Source organism: Massilia eurypsychrophila (assembly GCF_002760655.1).
Classification (GTDB): domain Bacteria; phylum Pseudomonadota; class Gammaproteobacteria; order Burkholderiales; family Burkholderiaceae_D; genus JAFCUW01.
In genome coordinates, this window is the sequence record NZ_PDOC01000004.1 from 396,697 (window position 1) to 419,340 (window position 22,644).

Genomic DNA, 22,644 nt, shown 5'->3' on the forward strand with positions numbered 1-22,644 from the left:
CCACCAATGCTGGCAATTGCATTATTCGAAGCGCGCCAGCGGCTCAAGCTGGTGTCGACCTGGATCTACTTCTTCATGTTCCTGGCGCTGGCGATGCTGTGGATGGGCGCCGCCGGCGGCGCCTTCAAGGACGCCAACGTGACGTTCGGCAGCAAGGTGTTCATCAACGCGCCGCGCTCGATCGAGCTGACCGTCGCCTTTCTCGGCTGCCTCGGCATCATTGTCGTGGCGGCCATGATGGGCCGCTCGGTGCAGCAGGACTTCGAATACGATATGCACCATTTCTTCTTCAGTGCGCCGATCCGCAAGTACCAGTACGTGTTCGGCCGCTTCCTCGGCGCCTACCTGACCTTGGCGGTGGTGTTTTCCAGCATCGTGCTGGGCGCCTGGCTCGGCATCTTCATCCCCGGCGTCGAAGCGGACCGGCTCGGCCCGACGGTGGCGTCGATGTACCTGCGCCCTTACCTGTTCACCCTGCTGCCGAACGTGTTCATTTTCGGCGCCCTGTTCTTCGTGCTCGCCGCGCTGACCCGGCGCATGCTGCCGGTCTACGTCGCCAGCGTGGTGATGATGATCGGCTATATCGTCGCGCCCCAGCTGGCGCGCGACCTCGACTACAAGACGCTGGCCGCGCTGATGGACCCGTTCGGCACCACCGCGCTGATCCGCATGACCGAATACTGGACCACGGCCGAGCGCAACACCCGCGCCATCGAATTTGAAAGCGTGTACCTGATCAACCGCATGGTCTGGTCCGGCTTCGCGCTGGCAGTGCTGCTGCTGGGCTACTGGCGCTTTCAATTTGTCGGCACGCTCGACAGCCGCGCCGCCAACCGTCCGGAAGGCGAGAGCGAGCAGGTCTTGTCGAGCGCGGCAATCAGCACCCGCGAGCCGCCCGATTTCGCCGGCCGCAGCATGGCGTTGCTGCTGCTGCGCTCGACATGGCTGAACCTGCGCGAGTCGCTCAAGAACGTTTATTTCGTCGTCATCGCGCTGGCCGGCGTGCTGGCGCTGTTCGCCGGCGCGCTCAGCCTCGGTTCGATCTACGGCACCAATACCTACCCGGTCACCTACCAGGTGCTCGAACTGATCGGCGAGACGTATCCGCTGTTCATGCTGATCGTCACCACTTTCTACGCCGGCGAACTGATCTGGCGAGAGCGCGAGGCGCGCGTGGCCCAGATGCTCGACGCCATGCCGGTGCCGGGCTGGCTGCCGCTGGTGGCTAAGACGCTCAGCCTGATTGCGCTGCAGGCGGTGATGCTGCTGCTGGCGATGATCTGCGGCATGCTGATCCAGATGTTCAAAGGCTACTTCGCGCTCGAACCGGGCCTGTACCTGCAGACGCTGTTCCTCATCAAGCTGCCGCAATACGCGCTGGTGGCGGTGCTGGCGATCGCGCTGCAGGTGCTGATCAACCAGAAGTTTCTCGCCTACTTCGCGATGGGCCTGTATTTCGTGGCCACCGTGATGGCCGGCGCGTTCGGCTTCGATCATCCAATGCTCGTCTACGGAGAGTCGCCCTCGTTCATCTATTCGGCGATGAATGGCTGGGGCCACTACCTGGCGCGCGAACGCTGGTTCATGCTGTACTGGGCCGGCGCGGCGCTGATGCTGATGGCGCTTGCGCATCTGTTCTGGCCACGCGGCTACAACGCCGAACTCGGCAGCCGCCTGCAACTGGCGCGCCACAACCTGAGCATGCCGGCGCTGGCCACGTTCGTGCTCGGCCTGGCCGTTTTCGGCGGCGCCGGCGGCGTGCTGTATTACAACCTGCACGTTGCCAACGACTACCAGACTTTGTCGCAGAAGGACAACGCGCGCGCCGAGTACGAGAAGCGCTACAAGCGCTTCTCGGCGCTGCCGCAGCCGCGCGTGACCGACGTCAGCTTGCAAGTGGACATCGAGCCGGAACGGCGCAGCCTGCGCGTGAAAGGCGTCTACCAGCTGGAAAACCGCAGCGCCACGCCGATCGTCGAGATCTTCCTGCACCAGCTCCCGGAGAGCACCGTCAAGCTGAACATGGGCAGCGGCGCCCGCCTGCTGCTGGCCGACAAGGCGCGCGGCTTCTACGCCTTCCGCCTGCCAAGCGCGCTTCAGCCTGGCCAGCGCATGGCGCTCGAATTCGACGTCGCCCAGCAACCGAACGGCATTCTGGGCATCGGCATGGACACGCCGGTGCTGGCCAACGGCACCTTCTTCAACAACGACGTCCTGCCGCGCATCGGCTACCAGGCCGGCATCGAACTGCGCGACGCGCGCGACCGCAAGCGCCAGGGCCTGGAGCCGCGCAAGAACTTGCCGGCCGCGGCGGACCCGGCCGGCGCGACCAACAATTACGTTGCGAGCGACGCCGACTGGATTAATTTCAACGCCGTCGTCAGCACCAGCCCCGACCAGATCGCCATTGCGCCGGGCACGCTCGAGCGCGAGTGGATCGACAAGGGCCGGCGCTATTTCCATTACAAGATGGACAAGCCGATCCTCAATTTCTACGCCTTCCAGTCGGCCCGCTACGAAGTGCGCCACGAGCGCTGGCAGGACGTGACGATCGACGTGTATTACCACCCGGGCCACGACTTCAACCTCGACCGCATCATCGGCGGCGTGCGCGCCGCGCTCGATTACGGCGCGGCCAACTTCAGCCCATACCAGCACAAGGTGCTGCGCGTCGTCGAGTTCCCGCGCTACGGCCAGTTCGCGCAATCGTTCCCGAACACCATCCCGTTTTCGGAAAGCGTCGGCTTCATCGCCCGGGTTGACGACAAGAACCCGAAGGACATCGACTACCCGTTCTACGTCACCGCGCACGAAGTGGCGCACCAGTGGTGGGGCCACCAGCTGGTCGGCGCCAACACCGGCGGCAGCACCGTGCTGAGCGAGACGCTGGCCGAATACACGGCCCTGATGGTGATGAAAAAATCGGTCGGCCCGGCCAAGATGCGGCGCTTCCTGCGCTACAACCTCGACCAGTACCTGCGCGGGCGCGCGATGGACAACCAGCGCGAGCAGTCGCTGGTGATGAACGAGGACCAGCGCTACATCCATTACCGCAAGGGCAGCCTGGCGATGTACCTGCTGCAGGACCTGGTCGGCGCCGACAAGATCAACGGCGTGCTGCACGAGCTGCTGGTGCGCCACGCCTTTCACGGCGCGCCGTACCCGAACGTGACGATGCTCACCACGGCGTTGCGCGCCGTCACCCCGCCCGAGCTTTCCTACCTGATCGACGACCTGTTTGAATCGGTGGTGTTGTACGAGAACCGCGCCACCGCGGCGACGGCGAACAAGCGCGCCGACGGCCGCTACGACGTGACGGTGACCGCCACCGCCGGCAAGGTCCGGGTCGGCGCCGCCGGCGACGAAAAGGACGCGCCGCTGAAGGACATGATCGAATTTGGCGTCGACGACAAGGACGGCAATCCTTTGCTGCGCGAGCGCCGCGTGGTCGCGAGCAACGATGTGACGGTAACGATGGTGGTGGCTGGGCGGCCTGCCAAGGCCGGGATCGACCCTGATAATAAATTAATCGATCGAAAGCCCACAGATAACCTGATTGACGTGGAAATGCGTTAGACTAAGGAAACAATTAAAAAACAAAAAAACCTCAGGGAGTTTGCCATGTCCACAGTTGTTGCCGAAATTGCCGGCAAAATTCAGCTTTTGAGCAGTGCGGAGAAAAACGATCTGCTGCGCTTGCTGCTGCTTGACATCGAGGGTGCGGACGATGCGGACGCCGACGAAGCCTGGCGCAACGAGATCGTGCACCGCGTCAAGGCGATTCGCAACGGCGAAGCGGCGATCAAGGCCTTGCAGGAAGAGTGGCAAGAGTAAATCGCTGACGGCGCCGCCGTCGCGCCGGTAACAAAAAAACCGCGTCCTGCAAAGGCACGCGGTTTTTTTATTGCCGTAAGCACAATCAGCCAGAGGGCCCGTCATCCTCGCGCACGCTGGGATGACGCGTAGGGGCGAGCGTTACGGCGGGCGATTACTTCTTGGCGGCGACGGCGCGCTTGGCCGGCGCTTTCTTCGCTGCCGGCTTCTTCGCCGCGGCTTTCGCCGGAACCTTTTTCGCCGCCGCTTTCTTCGCCGCCGGCTTGAGCACGCCAGTCTCTTCCGCGCCTTCCGCCTCGTCCGGCACCGCCGCGGCCTTGCCCTTGGCAGGCGGCTTGGCCTTGCGCGGCTCGAACTCGAAGCTGATCTTGCCGTCCTTGCCCTTCACCAGGAAGGCCTTGAACGGACGGCGCGTACGCTGCGACACGAAGCCCGGCAGCAAGTCGGTCTTGCCTTCGTTGAGCAGCTTGGCCATTTGCTCGGGCAAGATTTCCTGCTGCAAGATGATGCGGCCGCTGCGGAAGTCGCACGTCTTCGGCTTGGCAACGCTGTGCTCGCACACGTACGCCAGGCCCATTTCGAACACGCCGGCATTGCACTTCGGGCAGGGGCCTAACGCCGTCTGGCCGGTAAAATCGACACCCTCGCCGTTTTCGCCTTCTTCGTCGTTCTGGCCGAAATCGAACTCGAGCTTGAAGTTGTTGATGTCCTCGTCGCGCACGATGCGCAGGATCGCCGCGAACGGCCGCCCCATCTTCGAGCGGAAGCCCTGCATCGGACCGATCGTGCGGTTCTTGAGCAACTCTTCAACTTCGGCAATTTCGAACTGGCGGCTGCCAGGCGTCTTGCTCATGTTGAACTCGCACTTGGTGCAGGCGAAGCGGCGGTAGTTTTCCTTGACCACGCCGCCGCAATTCGGGCAAGGCGTCGTCAAGGTCGTGTAGTCGCCGGGGATCGTGTCGTTGTTGTATTCCTTGGCGCGCTTGACGATGATCTGCGTCATCTGGGCGATTTCGCGCATGAATTCCTCGCGCGAAATTTTGCCCTTCTCCATTTGCGACAGCTTGTATTCCCACTCGCCCGTCAGTTCCGGCGCCGTCAGTTCGTTGACGCCGAGACCGCGCAGCAAGGTCATCAGTTGCGCCGCCTTGGCCGTCGGCATCAGTTCGCGTCCTTCGCGCAGCAGGTAACGCTCGCCGAGCAGGCCCTCGATGATGGCCGCGCGCGTTGCCGGCGTGCCCAGGCCTTTGCCGGCCATCGCATCGCGCAGCTCGTCGTCGTCGATCAGCTTGCCGGCGCCTTCCATTGCCGACAGCAAAGTCGCTTCCGTGTAGCGCGCCGGCGGCTTGGTGACCAGGCCGTTGGCGGTGACTTTCTCGGTCAGCACTTTCTCGCCCTTGGCGACCGGCACCAGGTTGCCGCCGGTGCTGTCGTCCTTGTCGGCGTCGGTCGATGCTTCCTTGCCGTAGATTGCCAGCCAGCCCGGATTGGTCATGACCTTGCCTTCAGTCTTGAACTGGTGGCCGGACACTTCGGTGAAGCGGGTGGTGACCTGGAACTCGGCCGGCGGGAAGAACACCGCCATGAAGCGGCGCGTGACCAGGTCGTACAGCTTCTGTTCCGGCTCCGACAGGTTCTTCGGCGCGACGTTGGTCGGGATGATCGCGAAGTGATCCGAGATCTTGGTGTTGTCGAAAATGCGCTTGTTCGGCTTGACCCAGCCCTTGTCGCTGATCTGCTTGGCGAACTGGTGGTAGTTGTTGTTCTCCGCCAGCACGCCCATCGTTTCCTTGACGGTGGCGATGTAGTCTTCCGGCAGGTGGCGCGAATCGGTACGCGGGTACGTCAGCACCTTGTGCTTTTCATACAGCGCCTGGGCCAGGCCGAGCGTGTTCTTGGCTGAAAAGCCAAAGCGCCCGTTCGCCTCGCGCTGCAGGCTGGTCAGGTCGAACAGCGCCGGCGCCATCGAGGTGGTCGGCTTGCTTTCTTCGGTGACATTGCCCTGGCGGCCCTTGCAAGCCATCGCGATGGTGTCGGCGGCAACCTTGCTCCACAGGCGCTCCGGGCGCTTCTCCGGGTCGTTTTCGTCCTTTTTGAAGGACTGGTCGAGCCAGCGGCCTTCGTAGATGCCGGCCGCGCAGACGAACTCGGCGCGCACTTCCCAGTAATCGCGCGAGATGAACTTCTTGATCTTTTCTTCGCGCTCGGCAACGATCGACAAGGTCGGCGTCTGCACGCGGCCGACCGTCGTCAGGTAAAAGCCGCCCTCTTTCGAGTTGAACGCCGTCATCGCGCGGGTGCCGTTGATGCCGATCAGCCAGTCCGCTTCCGAGCGGCAACGCGCCGCATCGGCGAGCGGCAGCATCTCTTCGTCGCTGCGCAGCTTGGTGAAGCCTTCGCGGATCGCGTTCGCCGTCATCGATTGCAGCCACAGCCGCTTGACCGGCTGCTTGGCCTTGGCGTTTTGCTGGATCAGGCGGAAGATCAGCTCACCCTCGCGCCCGGCATCGCAGGCGTTGATCAGGGCCGAGACGTCCTTGCGCTTGATCAGTTTATTGAGCACCTTCAGGCGCGCCTCGGTCTTGGCGATCGGATTGAGCGCGAAGTAAGGCGGAATCATCGGCAGGTGGGCGAAGCTCCATTTGCCGCGCTTGACGTCGTGCTCTTCCGGCACGGCGATTTCGAGCAGGTGGCCGACCGCCGACGACAGCACGTACTGGTCCGATTCGAAGTACTCATCGTGCTTGGTGAAGCCGCCCAGCGTCTTGGCGATATCGTTCGCGACAGAGGGCTTCTCGGCGATGATGAGGGTTTTTGTCATTTGGTTTGGCGTACTTATAAAGTGGTTCGGCAGGCGCATGATACATGGCTTGGCCAGAGGGGATGCAATTGCAATCCTGATATCTAATCGGAAACAATGAAAATGTGCGGCCAATGATAAGCGTGTTGCGATGAAATTCGCAAGGGGCCTCTGCATCCACCGTCATTCCCGCGGACGCAGGAAGTCGGGTTCGCCAATGGCGAGCACGAGGTGAGGAAAGGTAAGGGTAACGCGGGGATATTAGTGCAGCAGGCGCGGCGTCTGCTCGTCGTCGGAGCCGAACAGGTCGTCGAACATCAGCGCGTCCGGCTCCTTGCCTTGGCTCCACAGCAACATCAGCACGATGATCTTCAGCTTGCCCAGGCTGACGGGCGACTCGCCCAGCGCCAGCGCGCGCTCGATGACGATTTCGCGCTGCAGCGCGCTGAGCACCTTGGCGCTCTCGAGAAAGGAGATGAAGCCGACCGCGCCGCTGCCGAGGACGTCGAGTTCCTGCGCCACATAAAACCGCGTGCCGGTCGAGGCCACCACGTCGCCATGCTCGGCACCGGCCATTTCGGTCAGGTCGGTCAGCCATACCAGCGCTTCGGAAATTTCGACATCGTCGAAACCGACCGCCGACAGCTTGCGTGCCAGCGCTTCCGGCTCGGGACAGGCGTCCGGACGGTAGTAGGTTTCGTAGAGATAGACAAGGATATCGAACATGGCTCTACTCTATCAGTTAAGTCCGCTGGGGCCAAGCACCGCACATACAGGGTCACCGTTTGATGCGCTGGAACAATCCGCCGGGCAAGCGCTCGACGTGGCCGGCCAGCTCCAGCTCCAGCAACACCAGGCTGAGCGGCCCGGGCGCGGTGGCGCAGTGCACCGCCAGCGCGTCCGGTTCGGCCGGCTCGTAGCCCATGGCGTCGAGCACCGCCTGGCCGGCGCGCGACGTCGCCGCCGCCGGCGCGGCGATCACCATCGTCGCCAGCGGCGACATGCGCAGCTCTTCGAGCACGTCGGCGGCCGACTCGACCAGCTTGGCGCCCTCCTTGATCAGCTTGTGGCAGCCCTTCGACAGCGAGGAATGGATCGAGCCGGGAATGGCGAACACGTCGCGGCCCTGGACGGCGGCGACCTGCGCGGTGATCAGCGAGCCCGACCTGGCGGCCGCCTCGACCACTAGCACGCCGGCCGAAAGGCCGCTGATGATGCGGTTGCGGCGCGGGAAGTTGGCCGACAGCGGCGGCGTGCCGAGCGCGTATTCGCTGACGATGCAGCCTTCCTGCGCGATGCGGTGCGCCAGCGCGTGGTTGCGCGCCGGATAGACGGTATCGGCGCCGGTGCCGATCACCGCCACCGTCGAACTCGGACCTGCCAGCGCGCCCAGGTGGGCGCAGGCGTCAATACCCAGCGCCAGCCCCGACACGATGGTCAGGCCCGCGCAGCTGAGCGCCTGGGCGAACACTTCGGCATTGGTGCGGCCCTGCAAGCTGGCGTTGCGGCTGCCGACGATCGCCAGCATCGGCGAAGCCAGCAGTTCCGGCCAGCCTTTTAAATACAGCAACGGCGGCGGATCGGGAATGTTGGCCAGCGCCGGCGGATAGGCGGCGTCGTGCAAGGTCAGCAGGTGGTTGCCCGACTGCGCCAGCCAGTTCATCGTCAGGTCGATCTGGCGCAGCATGGCAGGCGCGGCCGCTTCGCTCAGCGCGCGCGCCACCGGCGCCGGCACGTGGTCGCACAGCGCGCGGTAACCGGCGTCGAAAATACGGGACGGGGAAGCGAACTCGGCAAGAAGCCTGCGGACCGTCGCCGGTCCGACGCCTGGCGTTTGTTCCAGGCGGATCCAGTCGGCCAGTAGCGCGGCCGGGTCGGGTGGGCGAAGGTCCGTGTCTCGCACGGCGGTGTTACTCCGGTGATTTGGCGACGTCGCCGACTTCCACCGGCTTCGTCACTTGCATGATCAGGCCATACGACACTTGCTTGAACACGCGGAAAATGAACAGGGTCCCGATCTGTTCGTCGGGCAGCTTGATCATCGTTTTTCCCAGTCCAAGAAAACCCTTGTTGCCACCCGGGTCAGCGACAGTCTGACCGAAATGATAAAGCTGCAGCACGGCGCCGACATCGAGTCCATCAACTGAACCGCGATTGATGCTGACCACCTGGTTCTGCCCGGCGTACGTCACCCCCGAGTAGATCGACAGCACGCGCGCGCTGGTCTGGCGCTCCGGCTGGTGCGGCACGTAATTGCGGATCGGCGTCGGCGGCGCCGGTATCAGGCGGTCGCCCACGCCCATCTCCTGCTTGGCGGCCGACACCGTAAACGTATGCACGTCCTCGCCCGCCTTCGCTTCCTGCTGCAGCTTGACCGTGCCCAGGTACACCGCCTCGTAGGCCAGCAGGCGGCCGGTGTCAGGATCCTTCAGCTCGTTGCCCGGCCTAAACACCTGGAACGAACTGCCGCCGTTGAGGCGGCCGCGCACGTACAGCTTGTCGTCCTTGCCGAGGTAGACATGGCCCTCTTCCAGCGCGGCGATGCGCGGCGCGTCCTTCAGCTCGTCTTTTTCGACGATCAGCGGCATCGACAAGAACGGGTCGATCACGCTGGCCGAGATCGAGCGCACCGCGTCCACGCCGAGTCCCTCGGTGCGAATCTGCGGCGACAGCCGGGTGGTGCCGTCGATGCCGTCGGCGTTGTTGCTCGCGCCCGGGCGCGTCAGGCTCAGGCGCCGGTTGGCGCGGTCGAAGTAGACGATCTGGCCTGGATAGATCCAGTGCGGATTGCGGATCTCGTCGCGATTCATGCCCCACACCTGCGGCCAGCACCAGGGATGGTCGAGGAACTTGCCGGAGATGCCCCACAAGGTGTCGCCGCGCACCACCAGGTGCTGGTCGGGCGCGTTCGGCCGGAACTCGCAAGTGGCGGCCTGGACAGGACCGGCCAGGGCGCACGCAAAAAGCGCCCCGACTGCAATGCGCGTGCCGACTGTGCTAAAATTTTTCATAAGTGTCCGTAAAGTGCGGCCTGAAGTACGCCTGAAAGCGGCATTGCTGGTGCACACAGTTCCCGTCCATCGCGGCGCGGAAGCCGATGCAAGCCAGCGCCTCCACCCGCCAGACGGATGAAAAGGTTGCCGAACTGGATCAAATTCTGCACATAAATCCTTGAACTAGCAAGACAAACCACGTCGGGTTACCCCACCCATCTGTTGCGTTTCTGTTGATTTGGGGCATTATTTTACGGACCTGCGTCAAAGCCGCGTTTTATCGTTAATCAAATATTACTGAGTTGTCCCCCAATGGCCTTACTGAACATTCTGCGCTACCCCGATCCCCGCCTGCACAAGGTGGCCAAGCCAGTCACCGAATTTGGCGAGCGCCTGCGCACGCTCGTCGACGACATGGCCGAGACCATGTACGACGCGCCCGGCGTGGGCCTGGCCGCCAGCCAGGTCGACGTCCACGAGCAGCTGATCCTGGTCGACATTTCCGACACCAAGGACGACCTGAAGGTATTCATCAATCCCGAAATCACCTGGTCGAGTGACGAGAAGCAGGTCTACGACGAAGGCTGCCTGTCGGTGCCTGGCATCTACGACGGCGTCGAACGGCCTTCGCGCGTCAAGGTGCGCGCGCTTGGCCTCGATGGCAAGCCGTTCGAGCTCGAAGCCGACGGCCTGCTGGGGGTCTGCATCCAGCACGAGATGGACCACCTGCTCGGCAAGGTCTTTGTCGAATACCTGTCGCCGCTCAAGCGCAACCGCATCAAGGCCAAGATGGTCAAGGAAGTGCGCGGGCTCGAGCGCGACGCGGCGCTGAAGGCCGCCGGCCGCCGCTACTGACCTGTGCTGTTTCGAAGGAATCGATGAAAGTCATATTTGCCGGCACGCCGGAATTCGCCGCGCTTGCGTTGGCCAGCCTGCACGCGGCCGGATTCGACATTCCGCTGGTGTTGACCCAGCCCGACCGCCCCGCCGGCCGCGGCCTGCAGCTGCATGCGTCGGCCGTCAAACAGTATGCGCTGGCGCACGGTATCGAGGTGCTGCAGCCGCTGTCGCTGCGGATGGACAGTGCCGATCCGGTGCGCGCCGAGCAGGCCCGCGCTGCCCATGAACGCCTGCTGGCCACCGATTACGATGTGATGGTGGTGGCCGCCTATGGCCTGATCCTGCCGCGCAGCACGCTCGACATCAAACCCTGCATCAACATCCACGGCTCGCTGTTGCCGCGCTGGCGCGGCGCTGCGCCGATCCACCGCGCGATCGAAGCGGGCGACGTTGAAACGGGCGTGACCATCATGCAGATGGAAGAAGGGCTCGATACCGGCCCGATGCTGATGATCGAGCGCGTCGCCATCGATGCGGCCGACACCACCGCCACCTTGCACGACACCCTCGCCGCCCTCGGCGCGCGGATGATTGTTGCCACGCTGCGCAAGATGGAAGCCGGCCCGCTCGAAGCGGTGGTGCAGCCGGAGGCCGGCGTCACCTACGCGGCCAAGATCGGCAAGGAAGAAGCGCGCCTCGACTTCAGTCAGTCGGCGCAGTTATTGGGCCGCAGGATCCGCGCCTTCAACCCGTTCCCTGGCGCGCAGGCGCAGGTCAACGGCGTGACGATCAAGATCTGGGGCGCCGAAACGCTGGACGCCGATACGCTCGCGCTGCCAGGCCAGGTGTTGGCGGCCGATGCCGCCCACGGCATCGTGGTCGCCTGCAAGAGCGGCACCTTGCGCCTGACCGAACTACAAAAGCCCGGCGGCAAGCGCTTGCCCGCGGCGGAGTTCCTCAAAGGTTTCCCTCTCGCCGAACAGCGCTTCGACTAATCAGTAGGGCGCCAGCACCGTCGGTGGTACCTACACCGGGGTCAGTGCCGGCAAACGCACACGACCTCGACGTTAAGACCGCCGCTACAACCTCCGGGGTCAGTGCCGGTAAACGCACACGACCTCGACGCTAGGGGCGCCACTACAGACGGGGCCGTGTACGATTGCCGGCACTGCCCCCGGGGGATTAGCGGTTGTACCTACACCGGGGTCAGTGCCGGCAAACGCACACGACCTCGACGCTAGGGGCGCCACTACAGACGGGGCCGTGTACGATTGCCGGCACTGACCCCGGGGGATTGCGTTTGCCGGCACTGACCCCCGGGGGATTAGCGGTTGGCCGCGCCGTCGTCGCGGTGGTCGGCCATGTACTGGCGCAGGATCTGGTTGATGCGCGTCTGGTAGCCAGGACCGTTACTCTTGAACCATTCGAGCATGTCGGTATCCAGGCGGATCGTGACGATCTGCTTGAGCGCGACCACGTTCGCCTTCGGCGCCGATGCTGCTGCGGTCTCGACGACGCTTGGCGCGTCCCACTCTTGTACAAATTCTTTGTTCATTCGACTGTCCATTCTTACATGTGATGAGAGTCAGGCGGCGCCCGCGGCAGCCCGGTAAGGTAGGAGTTTGTAACGAACTTGTAACGACAAGATTGCGGAAAAGTTGCTTATTGTATCGTTATGTAACAACTGTCAAATTGAAACAAAATGATACAAACACTGAATGGCGATTTGCGCACAGTGCAACCTGGGCCCGGCAGTAAAACCAAATTAGCCCGATGACGTATAATTTTAGACCCGCCCGCGCCCGCGGTTCCGCCGCTTCGCCCCTAGAAAGAACCACGATGACCATCGCCGCCAATGCCTCCCAGACCGATATCCAACTGCGCCAGATCCTGGCGCGCCGGATCATGATCCTGGACGGCGCGATGGGCACCATCATCCAGCAGTACAAGCTGGGCGAGCAGGAATACCGCGGCGAGCGCTTCGCCGATTTCGCCTCGCCCGCCGGCAGCGGCTCCCGCGAGCTCTTCGTCAAGGGCAACAACGAACTGCTGACGTTGACGCAGCCGCACATCATCCAGGAAATCCACGAGCGCTACCTCGCCGCCGGCGCCGACCTGCTCGAGACGAATACCTTCGGCGCCACCTCGATCGCCCAGGACGACTACCACATGGGCCACCTGGCCTACGAGATGAACGTCGCCGCCGCCCGCCTGGCGCGCGCCGCCTGCGACAAGTTCACCAGCGCCGACAAGCCGCGCTTCGTCGCCGGCGCGCTCGGGCCGACGCCGAAGACTGCCTCGATTTCGCCGGACGTCAACGACCCGGCCGCGCGCAACGTCAGCTTCGACCAGCTCGTCGCCGCCTACCACGAACAGGTGCGCGGGCTGGTCGACGGCGGCGCCGACGTGCTGCTGGTCGAGACCATCTTCGACACGCTCAACTGCAAGGCCGCGCTGTTTGCCATCGACCTGTATTACGAGGAGAATCCGGCCGTGGTGCGCCTGCCCCTGATGATCTCCGGGACCGTCACCGACGCGTCCGGGCGCATCCTGTCCGGCCAGACCGTGCCGGCATTCTGGAACTCGGTGCGCCACGCCAAGCCGCTGACGATCGGCCTCAATTGCGCGCTGGGCGCCGCGCTGATGCGCCCCTACGCCGAAGAGCTGGCGCAGATCGCCGACACGTTTGTCTGCATCTACCCGAACGCCGGTCTGCCCAACCCGATGAGCGACACCGGCTTTGACGAACTGCCGGCCGACACCTCGTCGCTGCTGCGCGAATTCGCCGACGCCGGTTTTATCAACATCGCCGGCGGCTGCTGCGGCACCACGCCCGAACACATCGCCGCCATTGCCGCCATGCTGGCCGATACCGCGCCGCGCGCAGTGCCGCAGGTGCCCACCGCGCTGCGCCTGTCGGGCCTCGAGCCGTTCACCATCGACGCCGATTCGCTGTTCGTCAACGTCGGCGAGCGCACCAACGTCACCGGCTCCAAGGCGTTCGCCCGCATGATCCTCAACGAGCAGTTCGACGAGGCGCTGTCGGTGGCGCGCCAGCAGGTCGAAAACGGCGCCCAGGTCATCGACATCAACATGGACGAAGCGATGCTCGACTCGGTCGCGGCGATGACGCGCTTCCTCAACCTGATTGCCTCCGAGCCGGACATCTCGCGCGTGCCGATCATGATCGACTCGTCGAAATGGTCCGTGATCGAAGCGGGCCTGAAGTGCGTGCAGGGCAAGGCGATCGTCAACTCGATCTCGATGAAGGAAGGCGAGGAAGAATTCATCCGCCAGGCGCGCTTGTGCCGCCGCTACGGCGCCGCCGTCATCGTCATGGCGTTCGACGAGAAGGGCCAGGCCGACACCTTCGAGCGCAAGACCGAAATCTGCAAGCGCGCATATGATTTGCTCACGCAGCAGATCGGCTTCCCGCCCGAAGACATCATCTTCGATCCGAACATCTTCGCCATCGCCACCGGCATCGAAGAGCACAACAACTACGCGGTCGACTTCATCAACGCCACCCGCTGGATCAAGGAGAACCTGCCGCACGCGAGCATCTCGGGCGGCGTGTCGAACGTGTCGTTCTCGTTCCGCGGCAACGACCCGGCGCGCGAAGCGATCCACACCGTGTTCCTGTACCACGCCATCAAGGCCGGCATGACGATGGGGATCGTCAACGCCGGCATGATGGGCGTGTACGACGACATCGCGCCGGAGCTGCGCGAGCGCGTCGAGGACGTCGTGCTGAACCGCCGCGACGACGCCACCGAGCGCATGATCGAAATCGCCGGCACGCTCAAAGCCGGCGACAAGCAGGACGCCCAGACTCTCGAATGGCGCGAAGGCACGGTGCAAAAGCGCCTGTCGCACGCGCTGGTTCACGGCATCACCCAGTGGATCGTCGAAGACACCGAGGAAGCGCGCCAGGAGCTGCTCGTTTCCGGTGGCCGCCCGATCCACGTCATCGAAGGCCCGCTGATGGACGGCATGAACGTCGTCGGGGACCTGTTCGGCCAGGGCAAGATGTTCCTGCCGCAGGTGGTCAAGTCGGCGCGCGTGATGAAGCAGGCCGTGGCGCACCTGATCCCGTACATCGAGGAAGAAAAGCAGCTCGAAGAAAAGCGCACCGGCATCGTCGCCAAGCCGAAGGGCAAAATCGTCATCGCAACCGTCAAGGGCGACGTCCACGACATCGGCAAGAACATCGTCTCGGTGGTCCTGCAATGTAATAACTTCGAAGTGGTGAACATGGGCGTGATGGTGCCCTGCTCCGAAATCCTGGCGCGCGCCAAGGTCGAAAACGCCGACATGGTCGGCCTTTCCGGCCTGATCACGCCGTCGCTCGAAGAGATGGCGCACGTGGCGCGCGAGATGCAGCGCGACCCTCACTTCCGCATGCTGAAGATTCCGCTGCTGATCGGCGGCGCCACCACGTCGCGCGCCCACACCGCCGTCAAGATCGCCCACAACTACGATGGCCCGGTGGTGTACGTGCCGGACGCTTCGCGCTCGGTGTCGGTGGCGCAGTCGCTGCTCACGCCCGAGTCGCGCGACCAGTACATCGACGACATCGCCGCCGACTACGTGCGCATCCGCGAGCAGCACGCCAATAAAAAAGCGCTGCCGATCCTGCCGCTGGCCGCGGCGCGCGCCAACAAGGCGGTGGTGCCGTTCGCGCCGGTCAAGCCGAAGTTCATCGGCCGGCGCGTCATCAAGAACGTCGACCTGGCCGCGCTGGTGCCGTACATCGACTGGGGCCCGTTCTTCCAGACCTGGGACCTGGCCGGCCCGTTCCCGGCGATCCTGACCGACCCGGTGGTCGGCGAAGCGGCCTCCAAAGTGTTCGAGGAAGGCCAGGCGCTGCTCAAGCGGATCATCGACGGGCGCTGGCTGACCGCCAACGGCGTCATCGCGCTGCTGCCGGCCAACAGCGTCAACGACGACGACATCGAGGTCTACACCGACGACGCGCGCGGCGACGTGGCGCTGACGTGGTACGGCCTGCGCCAGCAGGGCGTCAAGCCGCTGGTCGACGGCGTGCAGCGGCCGAACCAGTGCCTGGCCGACTTCATCGCGCCGAAGGCGTCGGGTGTGGCCGACTACATCGGCATGTTCGCCGTCACCGCCGGCCTGGGCATCGAGAAATACGAAAAGCGCTTCGAAGACGCGCACGACGACTACTCGTCGATTTTGCTCAAGTCGCTGGCCGACCGCCTGGCCGAAGCGTTCGCCGAGTACCTGCACGAGCGCGTGCGAACCGACCTGTGGGGCTATGCAGCCGGCGAAAACCTCGCCAGCGCGGAGCTGATCGCCGAATCGTATTCCGGCATCCGTCCGGCGCCCGGCTACCCGGCGTGCCCGGAGCACACCGTCAAGGCAGACATGTGGAAGGTGCTGCAGCCGGAAGAAATCGGCATGACCCTGACCGAGTCTTACGCGATGTTCCCCGGCGCCGCGGTGTCGGGCTTCTACTTGGCGCACCCCGACTCGAAGTACTTCGTCGTCGGTAAAATCGGCGTCGACCAGGTGGCCGACATGGCCAAGCGGCGCGGCGTCGCCACCGAGCAGCTCGAAAGCTGGCTGGCGCCGAACCTTTGAGAAATTAAACCACTACTCGCCTGCGGCTCACTGGTCCAGCGCCGCGGCAGCGCCGGCGCCTGCCACATCGCGCACGTTCTTCTGCACCGTCACGGCGGCAAACAGGCTCAATACGAACGACATCGCGTAAAAGCCTTTTTCGCTGCTGGCCATCGTCGCGTTCCACAGGCCGACCGCCAGCAGCGATGCCACCGCGATGACCGACACCCAGCACAAGCCGTAATACATGCTGGTGACAGGCGTGCCTTCCATCCGGTCGCGCACCGATTTTTGCAGCGACACCGCGGCGAACAATCCGTACATCAGCAGCGTTAGGTAATAGCCCTTTTCATTGAGCGCCATGTTGGCGTTCCACAGGCCGATCAGGTACATCAGCACGCCGACCATCAAGGCGAGCCAGGAGGCGCCGACGAAGGCGGATGACGGCGTATTTTGCATGGACATGGTTGCTCCTCAAAGAGTGACAGCGGGAAGGAGCCATCAGCGTAGCCTCCTTCTCCCAGCAGTCCTTGCGTTTAAGCAACGAGCGAGTTGGCCGCGCCAGTTAGCGCTGGTCGCGCCTGAACTTGACGATGGCCAGCGTGGCGAACAGCAGCGCGAACCCCAGCTGCACGGCCATCGCCATGGCCGCGGCGTCGAGCCCCAGGCCGCGCCAGGTCATGGCATCGAGCCCGTCGACCGCCCAGCGAGTCGGCATCGCCAGCGTCACCTGCTGCACCCATTGCGGGAACATGAACGACGGCACCCACGCGCCGCCCAGCATGACCATGATCAGCGTGGCGAAGATGGCGATGCCGCGCGCCGCTTCCGGGGTTTTGCCGAACGCCGCGATCAGCAGGCCGAAGCTGGCCGTCAGCAGCGCGAAGCACAGCGCCACCCCGACAAATCCGGCCAGGTTGGTGATGCGCACGCCAAACACCGCCACCGCCACCGCGAACATCACGCACAACAACGTGAACGAGATCAGCGCGGCCGATGTGGCGCGCGCCAGCAGCACGGTGGTCAACGTCACCGGCGCGGCCAGCAACCGGTTCCAGATGCCGCTTTGCCGCGCCAGCAGGATGCCGATGCCCATGTCGATACCGAGAAACAGCAGGAACTGCACGCCCATGCCGGCGAACGAGTGCGCATAGCCGTTGTAGCCATGCGCCAGCGTGCCGGAGCTCACTTCCTTGTCGCTGGTCGTGAACGGCATCGACAGGCCGCCTGCGGCCACCGGCTCCATGGCAGCGCCGGCGGCCGGCGTTGACTGCTCGCGCTGCTGGTATTTGTTCACGCTGCCGAGCATGTCGCGCAGCGCCACCGAATCCGGATCGGTGGCGCCGGATACGTCCAGCTGGCGCATGGTCTTGTCGGTCAATGCCTTGCCGGTTTTACCACCGAACATTTCAGCGCTGACCACTTGCATCACGTGCTGCGTCAGCATCCCCTTCACCATTGCCAGCACCGCCTGCTGTGATGGGTCGTACAGCACCTCGATCGCCGGCTTCTGGCCGGCGCCGAACAGCGCCGAACCGGCCGCCTCGCCGAATCCCGCCGGGATCACGATCGCCGCCTTCTGCGTGCCCTTGCCGACTGCCTTGCGCGCCTGGGCGGCGTCCATCTCGGTGACGTGCAGCGTGGCGTCGGCCTTCAGCGCCGCGGCGATTTTCGCGCCCACTTCGCCGCGGTCCATCTGCACCAGGGCGACGTCGATGGCGCCGCCCTCCGCCTTGCCCGAGCCGCCGAACAGGTAGCCGAAGAAGGCTGCCATCAGGATCGGCAGCAGCAGGTTGATCAGCAGCGCGCGCCGGTCCGACAGGAACAGCAGCAGGTCTTTGCGAACCAGCGCGAGGAAAGCGGTCATGTCAGTCGCGCAGCGAGCGTCCGGTCAGGTTGAGGAAGATGTCTTCGAGCTTGGTGCGGGCGGTGGCGAAGTGCAGCGGCCGGCATCCCTGGCGCTCCAGGAAGCCCATCACGGCCAGCGCATCCTCGCCGCGCGCCAGGCCGATGTCGAGCACGCCGCCGTCGGCGTCGACCGACTTCACGCCGGCCAGCGCGCGAATGCCTTCGCACAGCGGCGGCAGCGCCGGATCGGCCAGTTCGACGCGCAGCGCCGCCTGCGCCGGCAGGCGCCGAAACAGCGCCGCCGGACTTTCGTCGGCCAGCACCTTGCCATGGTCGATGATGACGATGTGGTCGGCCAGGCGCTCGACTTCTTCCATGTAGTGGCTGGTGTAGATCAGCGAGCGCCCCATCGCCTTGAGCTGTTCGAGCGTATCGAAGATGGCGTTACGGCTTTGCGGATCGACGCCGACGGTCGGCTCGTCGAGGATCAGCAGCTGCGGGTCGTGCATCAGCGCGGCGGCGATATTGAGCCGGCGCTTCATCCCGCCCGAAAACGTCTCCGCCTTGTCGCCGGCGCGATCAAGCAGGTTCACCAGCGCCAGCACCTCGTCGCAGCGGCGGCGCGCATCGGCGCCCTTGATGCCGTACAGCGCGGCGAACAGCTTGAGGTTTTCGCGCGCCGACAGATCCTCGTACAGCGCCAGGTCCTGCGGCACGAAGCCGATCTTGCGCTTGGCCTCGGACAGGCCCTGGACGATCTGCTGGCCGTCCAGTTCCACCGTGCCGGCGTCGGGGCGCAGCAGGCCGCAGACCATGCTGACGGTGCTCGACTTGCCGGCGCCGTTCGGCCCGATCAGGCCGACCGTCTGGCCGGCGCGCACCTGGAACGACACGTCGTCGACCGCAAGCCGCGCGCCGTACGACTTCGTCAGCTTCGATACGCTCAGCAGCACCGGGGTCATCGTGGTCGGCCGGCGTTACAGCGCGTAGCGAACCACCGAGTCGCTCCATGAGAAGGCGGCCACTTCGAACTGCACCAGTTCGTCGCTGGAGATGGCCAGCTGCTTGAGCGCCGGCATCACCATGTCTTCCGAGCCGTCCATCTGCTCGATCGATTCGGCCAGGCGCAGCAATTCGCCGAAGAACCCGGTGCGGTGCGTCAGCGCCCCCGACACTTCGTCGCTGACCGGGATCTGGACCACGATCTCGGACATCGGGATGCCGAACAGCGCATCCATCAGCGACATGATGCCGACCGTGAAAGCGATGTCGGCGACGTTGCGCTGGCTCGGGCGCAGGCGCTTGGCCAGCAGTTCGAGCAGGCGCCCGCGCGTGGTGGCGAGCATCAGCAGCGGCGAGGCGCTGTGGCCGCGCTGGGCCGGATCGGCGTACAGCAAAATCTGCAGCCAGCGCTGCAGCTGGCGCCGGCCCAGCACGATCAGCGCCTGGCTGACCGAGTCGATTCTCTGGCGCATGCCGACGGCCGGCGTGTTCACCAGCCGCAGCAAATTTAACGCCAGCGTGACGTCGCGCTTGACCGCGCGCTCGATCTCGATGTTTTCGGCGTCCGACGTCACCAGCTTCATCAGCTCCATGACGGCCAGCTGCGACGGCGTCAGCTTGCGCCCTCTGATCACCGCCGGCTGCGCAAAATAGAAGCCCTGGAAGTAGTCGAAGCCGAGCGTGCGGCATTCGTCGTGCTGTACGCTCGACTCGACCCGTTCGGCGATCAGCTTCTTGTTGTCGCGCTTGAGGACCGGCGCCATCGCCAGCAGCTTCGAGGCCGGAATGCCGCGCATGTCGAACTTGACGAAGTCGATCATCGGCAGCAGCCGTTCGACGTTGGGCGTGATGTCGCTGACGCCATTCAAGGCGAAGCGGAAACCATGGCCGGCCAGTTCCGCCATCCGCGCCAGCAGCGGCGCCGTCGCCTCGACCGACTGGTGCACTTCGAGCACCATCTTCTCGCGCGGCAGGAACACGAAGATGTCGCTCATGATGACGGCGGCGTCGACGTTGAGGAAACCTTGCGCGTCGCCGATCGCCTTGTCGAGGCCAAGCTGGCCGGCGTGGGCGATCACCGCCGCGGTGGCGGACAGCCCGTTATCGAAATCGGCCGCGCCGGCCGGTGCATTACGAAACAGCAGCTCGTAGCCGAACAGCGCCTGGTTGCGGTCGAGGATGGGCTGGCGCCCCAGGTAGAAATCGCGTACGCCAAAGTCTTTCAGCGCGGCTTGCGGGGCGGTGTCGTTCATCGCTAGGTAGTTCCGGGGACGGGAGAATGTCCGTACTGTACCGCATTCTCTTGCATCAGTGAACTTTTTGTCATCAGCCGGCGGCTTGCCGGCGTGACATCACGGCAACGGCGTACCGTCGACGAACACTTTCATTTCCCCAGGCAGAAATTCGGTCCAGCGCTCGTTGGTCGTCAACGGCTCGGTGACGATCACCGCCACCCGGTCTTCCGGCGTCGTCACTTGCGAAAAATCGACGCTGACGTCTTCGTCCGACAGCTGCGCGGTGGCGAACGGGTACTCGCGCACCACGTAGCACAGCCTGGTCGAGCAGTGAGCGAACAGCGCCGCGCCGTCCGACAGCATCATGTTGAAGGTGCCGTGCGCGGCGATCGAGCGGGCCAGCTCGCCGACCGCCTCGCGCAGCTCGGCCAGCGGCGGCGCGTTGTCGCCAAAGCGCTCGCGCAATTGCTGCAGCAGGTAGCAAAATGCCAGCTCGCTGTCGGTGCAGCCGACCGGCCGGAAGGCGCCGTTCAGCACCGGCGCGAACTCCTTCAGGTCGCCGTTGTGGGCGAACACCCAGTAGCGGCCCCACAGTTCGCGCACGAACGGATGGCAGTTCTCCAGCGCCACCTTGCCCTGCGTGGCCTTGCGGATGTGCGCGATGACATTGCGCGACTTGATCGGGTAGCTTTTGATGAGGGCGGCGACGGGCGAGGCGATGGCGGCCTGGTGGTCGACGAACAGGCGCACGCCGGCGCCTTCGAAAAACGCGATGCCCCAGCCGTCATGGTGGGTATCGGTGTGGCCGCCACGCATGGCGAAGCCGGTAAAGCTGAAAACGATGTCCGTGGGGACGTTGCAGTTCATTCCGAGGAGTTGGCACATGGTGTTGAGCTTGGGTCTGACCCGCTGTATGGGTCAGACCCAGGTGTGCCAGTATGCACCAATCGGCGCGGCAATAACAATCAGTGCAGCAGCACTGGCTGGCTCATCAGCGAATCGTAGGAGCCGAGAAAGTCGTCGATCTCTTCCATCGTCGGTTCGCTGGCGATCAGGTTATTGACGTCGCGCCGGAACGACTGTGCCAGTTTGCCGCCAATAAACGCTTCGCGCCGGCCGGATTTGTCGACGATCTCGTAGCCGCCGAAACGCAGCGCCTCGAGGTTGTGGTCGACGCCGAACTCGACGACGCTGTACTGCTCGCTGTTGTAGATCATGTTCATGGTGGGTCCTCTCGATCAGACGGTTTCGCAGGCTGACTTGCCGCTCCGCCTCATCTCTGAGGTGGGGCTGGCCGGCGTGAATTCAAGAGTGCAGGTCCGGCGTCAGTTCCAACAGCTGATCGTATGGCGGCTGCCGCAGCCACGATCTCAACTGATCAAGGTGCTCCGTTGTTGCCAGCCCGATATACAGTCGTTCGGGGCGCCGCCGCAGGAGACGATTTAATGTTACACGTAAAACGAGATTGCCGGTGCAGCACAGGCAACCGGGCGCTATGCGCTCGATCAGCAGTGTGGGAGATGGGATCAGGATGGTTTGCCCGTCGGGCAAGCCTTCGAGCAGCACCGCGCGGCAGGCGCCGCTAGGTGAGTCCGCCGGCAGCTGCGCCGCGATCAAGCGTTCGCGCGCGCCGGCGGTGGCGCCCGTGACCAGGGTGGTGATGGTGCCCGGCAGCGGGGAGATGCTGCTCACCCCCCCTTTTTGGCCAGCTTGCCCGGCTCGACGCCAAGCTGCTTGAGCTTGCGGTACAGGTGGGTGCGCTCGAGGCCCGTCTTTTCGGCCACCCGCGTCATCGAGCCGCCTTCGCGGCCGAGATGGTGTTCGAAATACATCCGCTCGAAAGCGTCGCGCGCCTCGCGCAGCGGCAGGTCGAACGACAGGTTGTAGCCCTGCGGCTCGCCGTTCGGCACGGCGCCCATGCGCGGCGCGATCGACGCCGACTGCAGCGACTGCGAAGCGAACATCGCCGACGCTGCCGACACGTTTTCTTCCGGCTGCGGCGCCATCATCGGGCGCGCCGCGGCGACCGGCGCGCGCACCGTTTCCTGCGCCCGCGTCAGGCCCTGCTGCACCGCCTTCAGCAGTTTTTGCAGGGCGATCGGCTTTTCGAGGAAATTGAGCGCGCCGATGCGGGTCGCTTCGACCGCGGTGTCGATGGTGGCGTGGCCCGACATCATGATGACCGGCATCGTCAGCAGGCCGTCGCGCTGCCATTCCTTCAGCAATGTGACGCCATCGGTGTCGGGCATCCAGATATCGAGCAGCACCAGGTCCGGCGCGCCGGCGGCGCGCGCGTCGCGTGCCTGCTGCGCGTTTTCGGCCAACTGGATCGCGTGGCCTTCATCGCCCAGGATCTCCGAGAGTAGCTCGCGGATGCCCATTTCATCATCAACTACGAGAATGTTTGCCATCTGTGTTTATGCTTTCTCTGATATCACCCGCTGACAAGAGCGTCACGCGCGTCTAACGCCCACTCTGTATTCTAAGCGTGATTGTATGATTGAACCGG

18 protein-coding genes are annotated in these 22,644 nt (G+C 64.4%); 5 read left to right on the forward strand and 13 right to left on the reverse strand.

Features of this window, described 5'->3' with window-relative positions:
* The first annotated feature begins 6 nt into the window (after nucleotides 1-6).
* Nucleotides 7-3,576 carry an ABC transporter permease/M1 family aminopeptidase gene (locus CR105_RS09855; RefSeq protein WP_099788248.1) on the forward strand — a complete coding sequence of 1,190 codons (3,570 nt, stop codon included), beginning with the start codon at nucleotides 7-9 and terminating at the stop codon, nucleotides 3,574-3,576.
* 45 nt (nucleotides 3,577-3,621) lie between these two features.
* The gene (locus CR105_RS09860) at nucleotides 3,622-3,834 is read left to right on the forward strand and encodes an addiction module protein (protein ID WP_099788249.1); all 213 of its coding nucleotides are present in this window, start codon (nucleotides 3,622-3,624) and stop codon (nucleotides 3,832-3,834) included.
* Between the two features lie 154 nt (nucleotides 3,835-3,988).
* Here CR105_RS09860 and CR105_RS09865 read toward each other — a convergent pair whose 3' ends face one another.
* From CR105_RS09865 to CR105_RS09880, 4 genes are all read right to left on the reverse strand, one after another.
* Entirely contained in the window at nucleotides 3,989-6,655 is a 2,667-nt protein-coding gene (locus tag CR105_RS09865; RefSeq protein ID WP_099788250.1) for a DNA topoisomerase III, read from the reverse strand.
* A gap of 240 nt (nucleotides 6,656-6,895) precedes the next feature.
* A complete protein-coding gene (locus CR105_RS09870) occupies nucleotides 6,896-7,360 on the reverse strand; it encodes a Smg family protein (protein ID WP_099788251.1) in 465 nt (154 codons plus the stop codon).
* Nucleotides 7,361-7,412: 52 nt separating this feature from the next.
* Nucleotides 7,413-8,537: a DNA-processing protein DprA gene (gene dprA, locus CR105_RS09875; RefSeq protein ID WP_099788252.1), complete on the reverse strand. Its 1,125-nt coding sequence runs from the start codon at nucleotides 8,535-8,537 to the stop codon at nucleotides 7,413-7,415.
* 7 nt (nucleotides 8,538-8,544) lie between these two features.
* Complete coding sequence (locus CR105_RS09880) at nucleotides 8,545-9,645, reverse strand: LysM peptidoglycan-binding domain-containing protein (RefSeq protein WP_099788253.1); 1,101 nt, start codon at nucleotides 9,643-9,645, stop codon at nucleotides 8,545-8,547.
* A gap of 294 nt (nucleotides 9,646-9,939) precedes the next feature.
* Here CR105_RS09880 and def point away from each other — a divergent pair, with 294 nt between their 5' ends.
* Nucleotides 9,940-10,482 carry a peptide deformylase gene (def, locus tag CR105_RS09885; RefSeq protein ID WP_099788254.1) on the forward strand — a complete coding sequence of 181 codons (543 nt, stop codon included), beginning with the start codon at nucleotides 9,940-9,942 and terminating at the stop codon, nucleotides 10,480-10,482.
* Nucleotides 10,483-10,505: 23 nt separating this feature from the next.
* Nucleotides 10,506-11,462 (forward strand): methionyl-tRNA formyltransferase, encoded by a 957-nt coding sequence (fmt, locus tag CR105_RS09890; protein WP_099788255.1) that lies wholly within the window; start codon nucleotides 10,506-10,508, stop codon nucleotides 11,460-11,462.
* A gap of 329 nt (nucleotides 11,463-11,791) precedes the next feature.
* Here the strand turns inward: fmt and CR105_RS09895 are convergent, their stop codons facing one another.
* Nucleotides 11,792-12,022 carry a BrnA antitoxin family protein gene (locus CR105_RS09895; protein WP_180288144.1) on the reverse strand — a complete coding sequence of 77 codons (231 nt, stop codon included), beginning with the start codon at nucleotides 12,020-12,022 and terminating at the stop codon, nucleotides 11,792-11,794.
* Nucleotides 12,023-12,306: 284 nt separating this feature from the next.
* Here CR105_RS09895 and metH point away from each other — a divergent pair, with 284 nt between their 5' ends.
* A complete protein-coding gene (gene metH, locus CR105_RS09900) occupies nucleotides 12,307-16,071 on the forward strand; it encodes a methionine synthase (protein WP_099788257.1) in 3,765 nt (1,254 codons plus the stop codon).
* A 27-nt stretch (nucleotides 16,072-16,098) separates the two neighbouring features.
* On the opposite strand, the gene yiaA is transcribed toward metH, so the two are convergent.
* The 8 genes from yiaA to CR105_RS09940 form a co-directional block, all read right to left on the reverse strand.
* Nucleotides 16,099-16,515, reverse strand: coding sequence for an inner membrane protein YiaA (gene yiaA, locus CR105_RS09905; RefSeq protein WP_099788258.1), 417 nt, complete (start codon nucleotides 16,513-16,515; stop codon nucleotides 16,099-16,101).
* A gap of 100 nt (nucleotides 16,516-16,615) precedes the next feature.
* Entirely contained in the window at nucleotides 16,616-17,917 is a 1,302-nt protein-coding gene (locus tag CR105_RS09910) for an ABC transporter permease (RefSeq protein ID WP_099788259.1), read from the reverse strand.
* Nucleotide 17,918: 1 nt separating this feature from the next.
* Nucleotides 17,919-18,860: an ABC transporter ATP-binding protein gene (locus tag CR105_RS09915; RefSeq protein ID WP_099788260.1), complete on the reverse strand. Its 942-nt coding sequence runs from the start codon at nucleotides 18,858-18,860 to the stop codon at nucleotides 17,919-17,921.
* Between the two features lie 15 nt (nucleotides 18,861-18,875).
* Nucleotides 18,876-20,153 (reverse strand): EAL and HDOD domain-containing protein, encoded by a 1,278-nt coding sequence (locus tag CR105_RS09920; RefSeq protein WP_099788261.1) that lies wholly within the window; start codon nucleotides 20,151-20,153, stop codon nucleotides 18,876-18,878.
* A 99-nt stretch (nucleotides 20,154-20,252) separates the two neighbouring features.
* Nucleotides 20,253-21,020 carry a class II glutamine amidotransferase gene (locus tag CR105_RS09925; protein ID WP_099788262.1) on the reverse strand — a complete coding sequence of 256 codons (768 nt, stop codon included), beginning with the start codon at nucleotides 21,018-21,020 and terminating at the stop codon, nucleotides 20,253-20,255.
* An 80-nt stretch (nucleotides 21,021-21,100) separates the two neighbouring features.
* Complete coding sequence (locus tag CR105_RS09930) at nucleotides 21,101-21,358, reverse strand: BTH_I0359 family protein (protein WP_054266260.1); 258 nt, start codon at nucleotides 21,356-21,358, stop codon at nucleotides 21,101-21,103.
* Between the two features lie 82 nt (nucleotides 21,359-21,440).
* Nucleotides 21,441-21,827, reverse strand: coding sequence for a GTPase (locus tag CR105_RS09935; RefSeq protein WP_229413790.1), 387 nt, complete (start codon nucleotides 21,825-21,827; stop codon nucleotides 21,441-21,443).
* Nucleotides 21,824-22,546, reverse strand: a complete 723-nt coding sequence (locus tag CR105_RS09940; RefSeq protein ID WP_099788263.1) for a response regulator — start codon at nucleotides 22,544-22,546, stop codon at nucleotides 21,824-21,826. The genes CR105_RS09935 and CR105_RS09940 overlap by 4 nt, the downstream gene beginning before the upstream one ends.
* Nucleotides 22,547-22,644 lie beyond the last annotated feature (98 nt).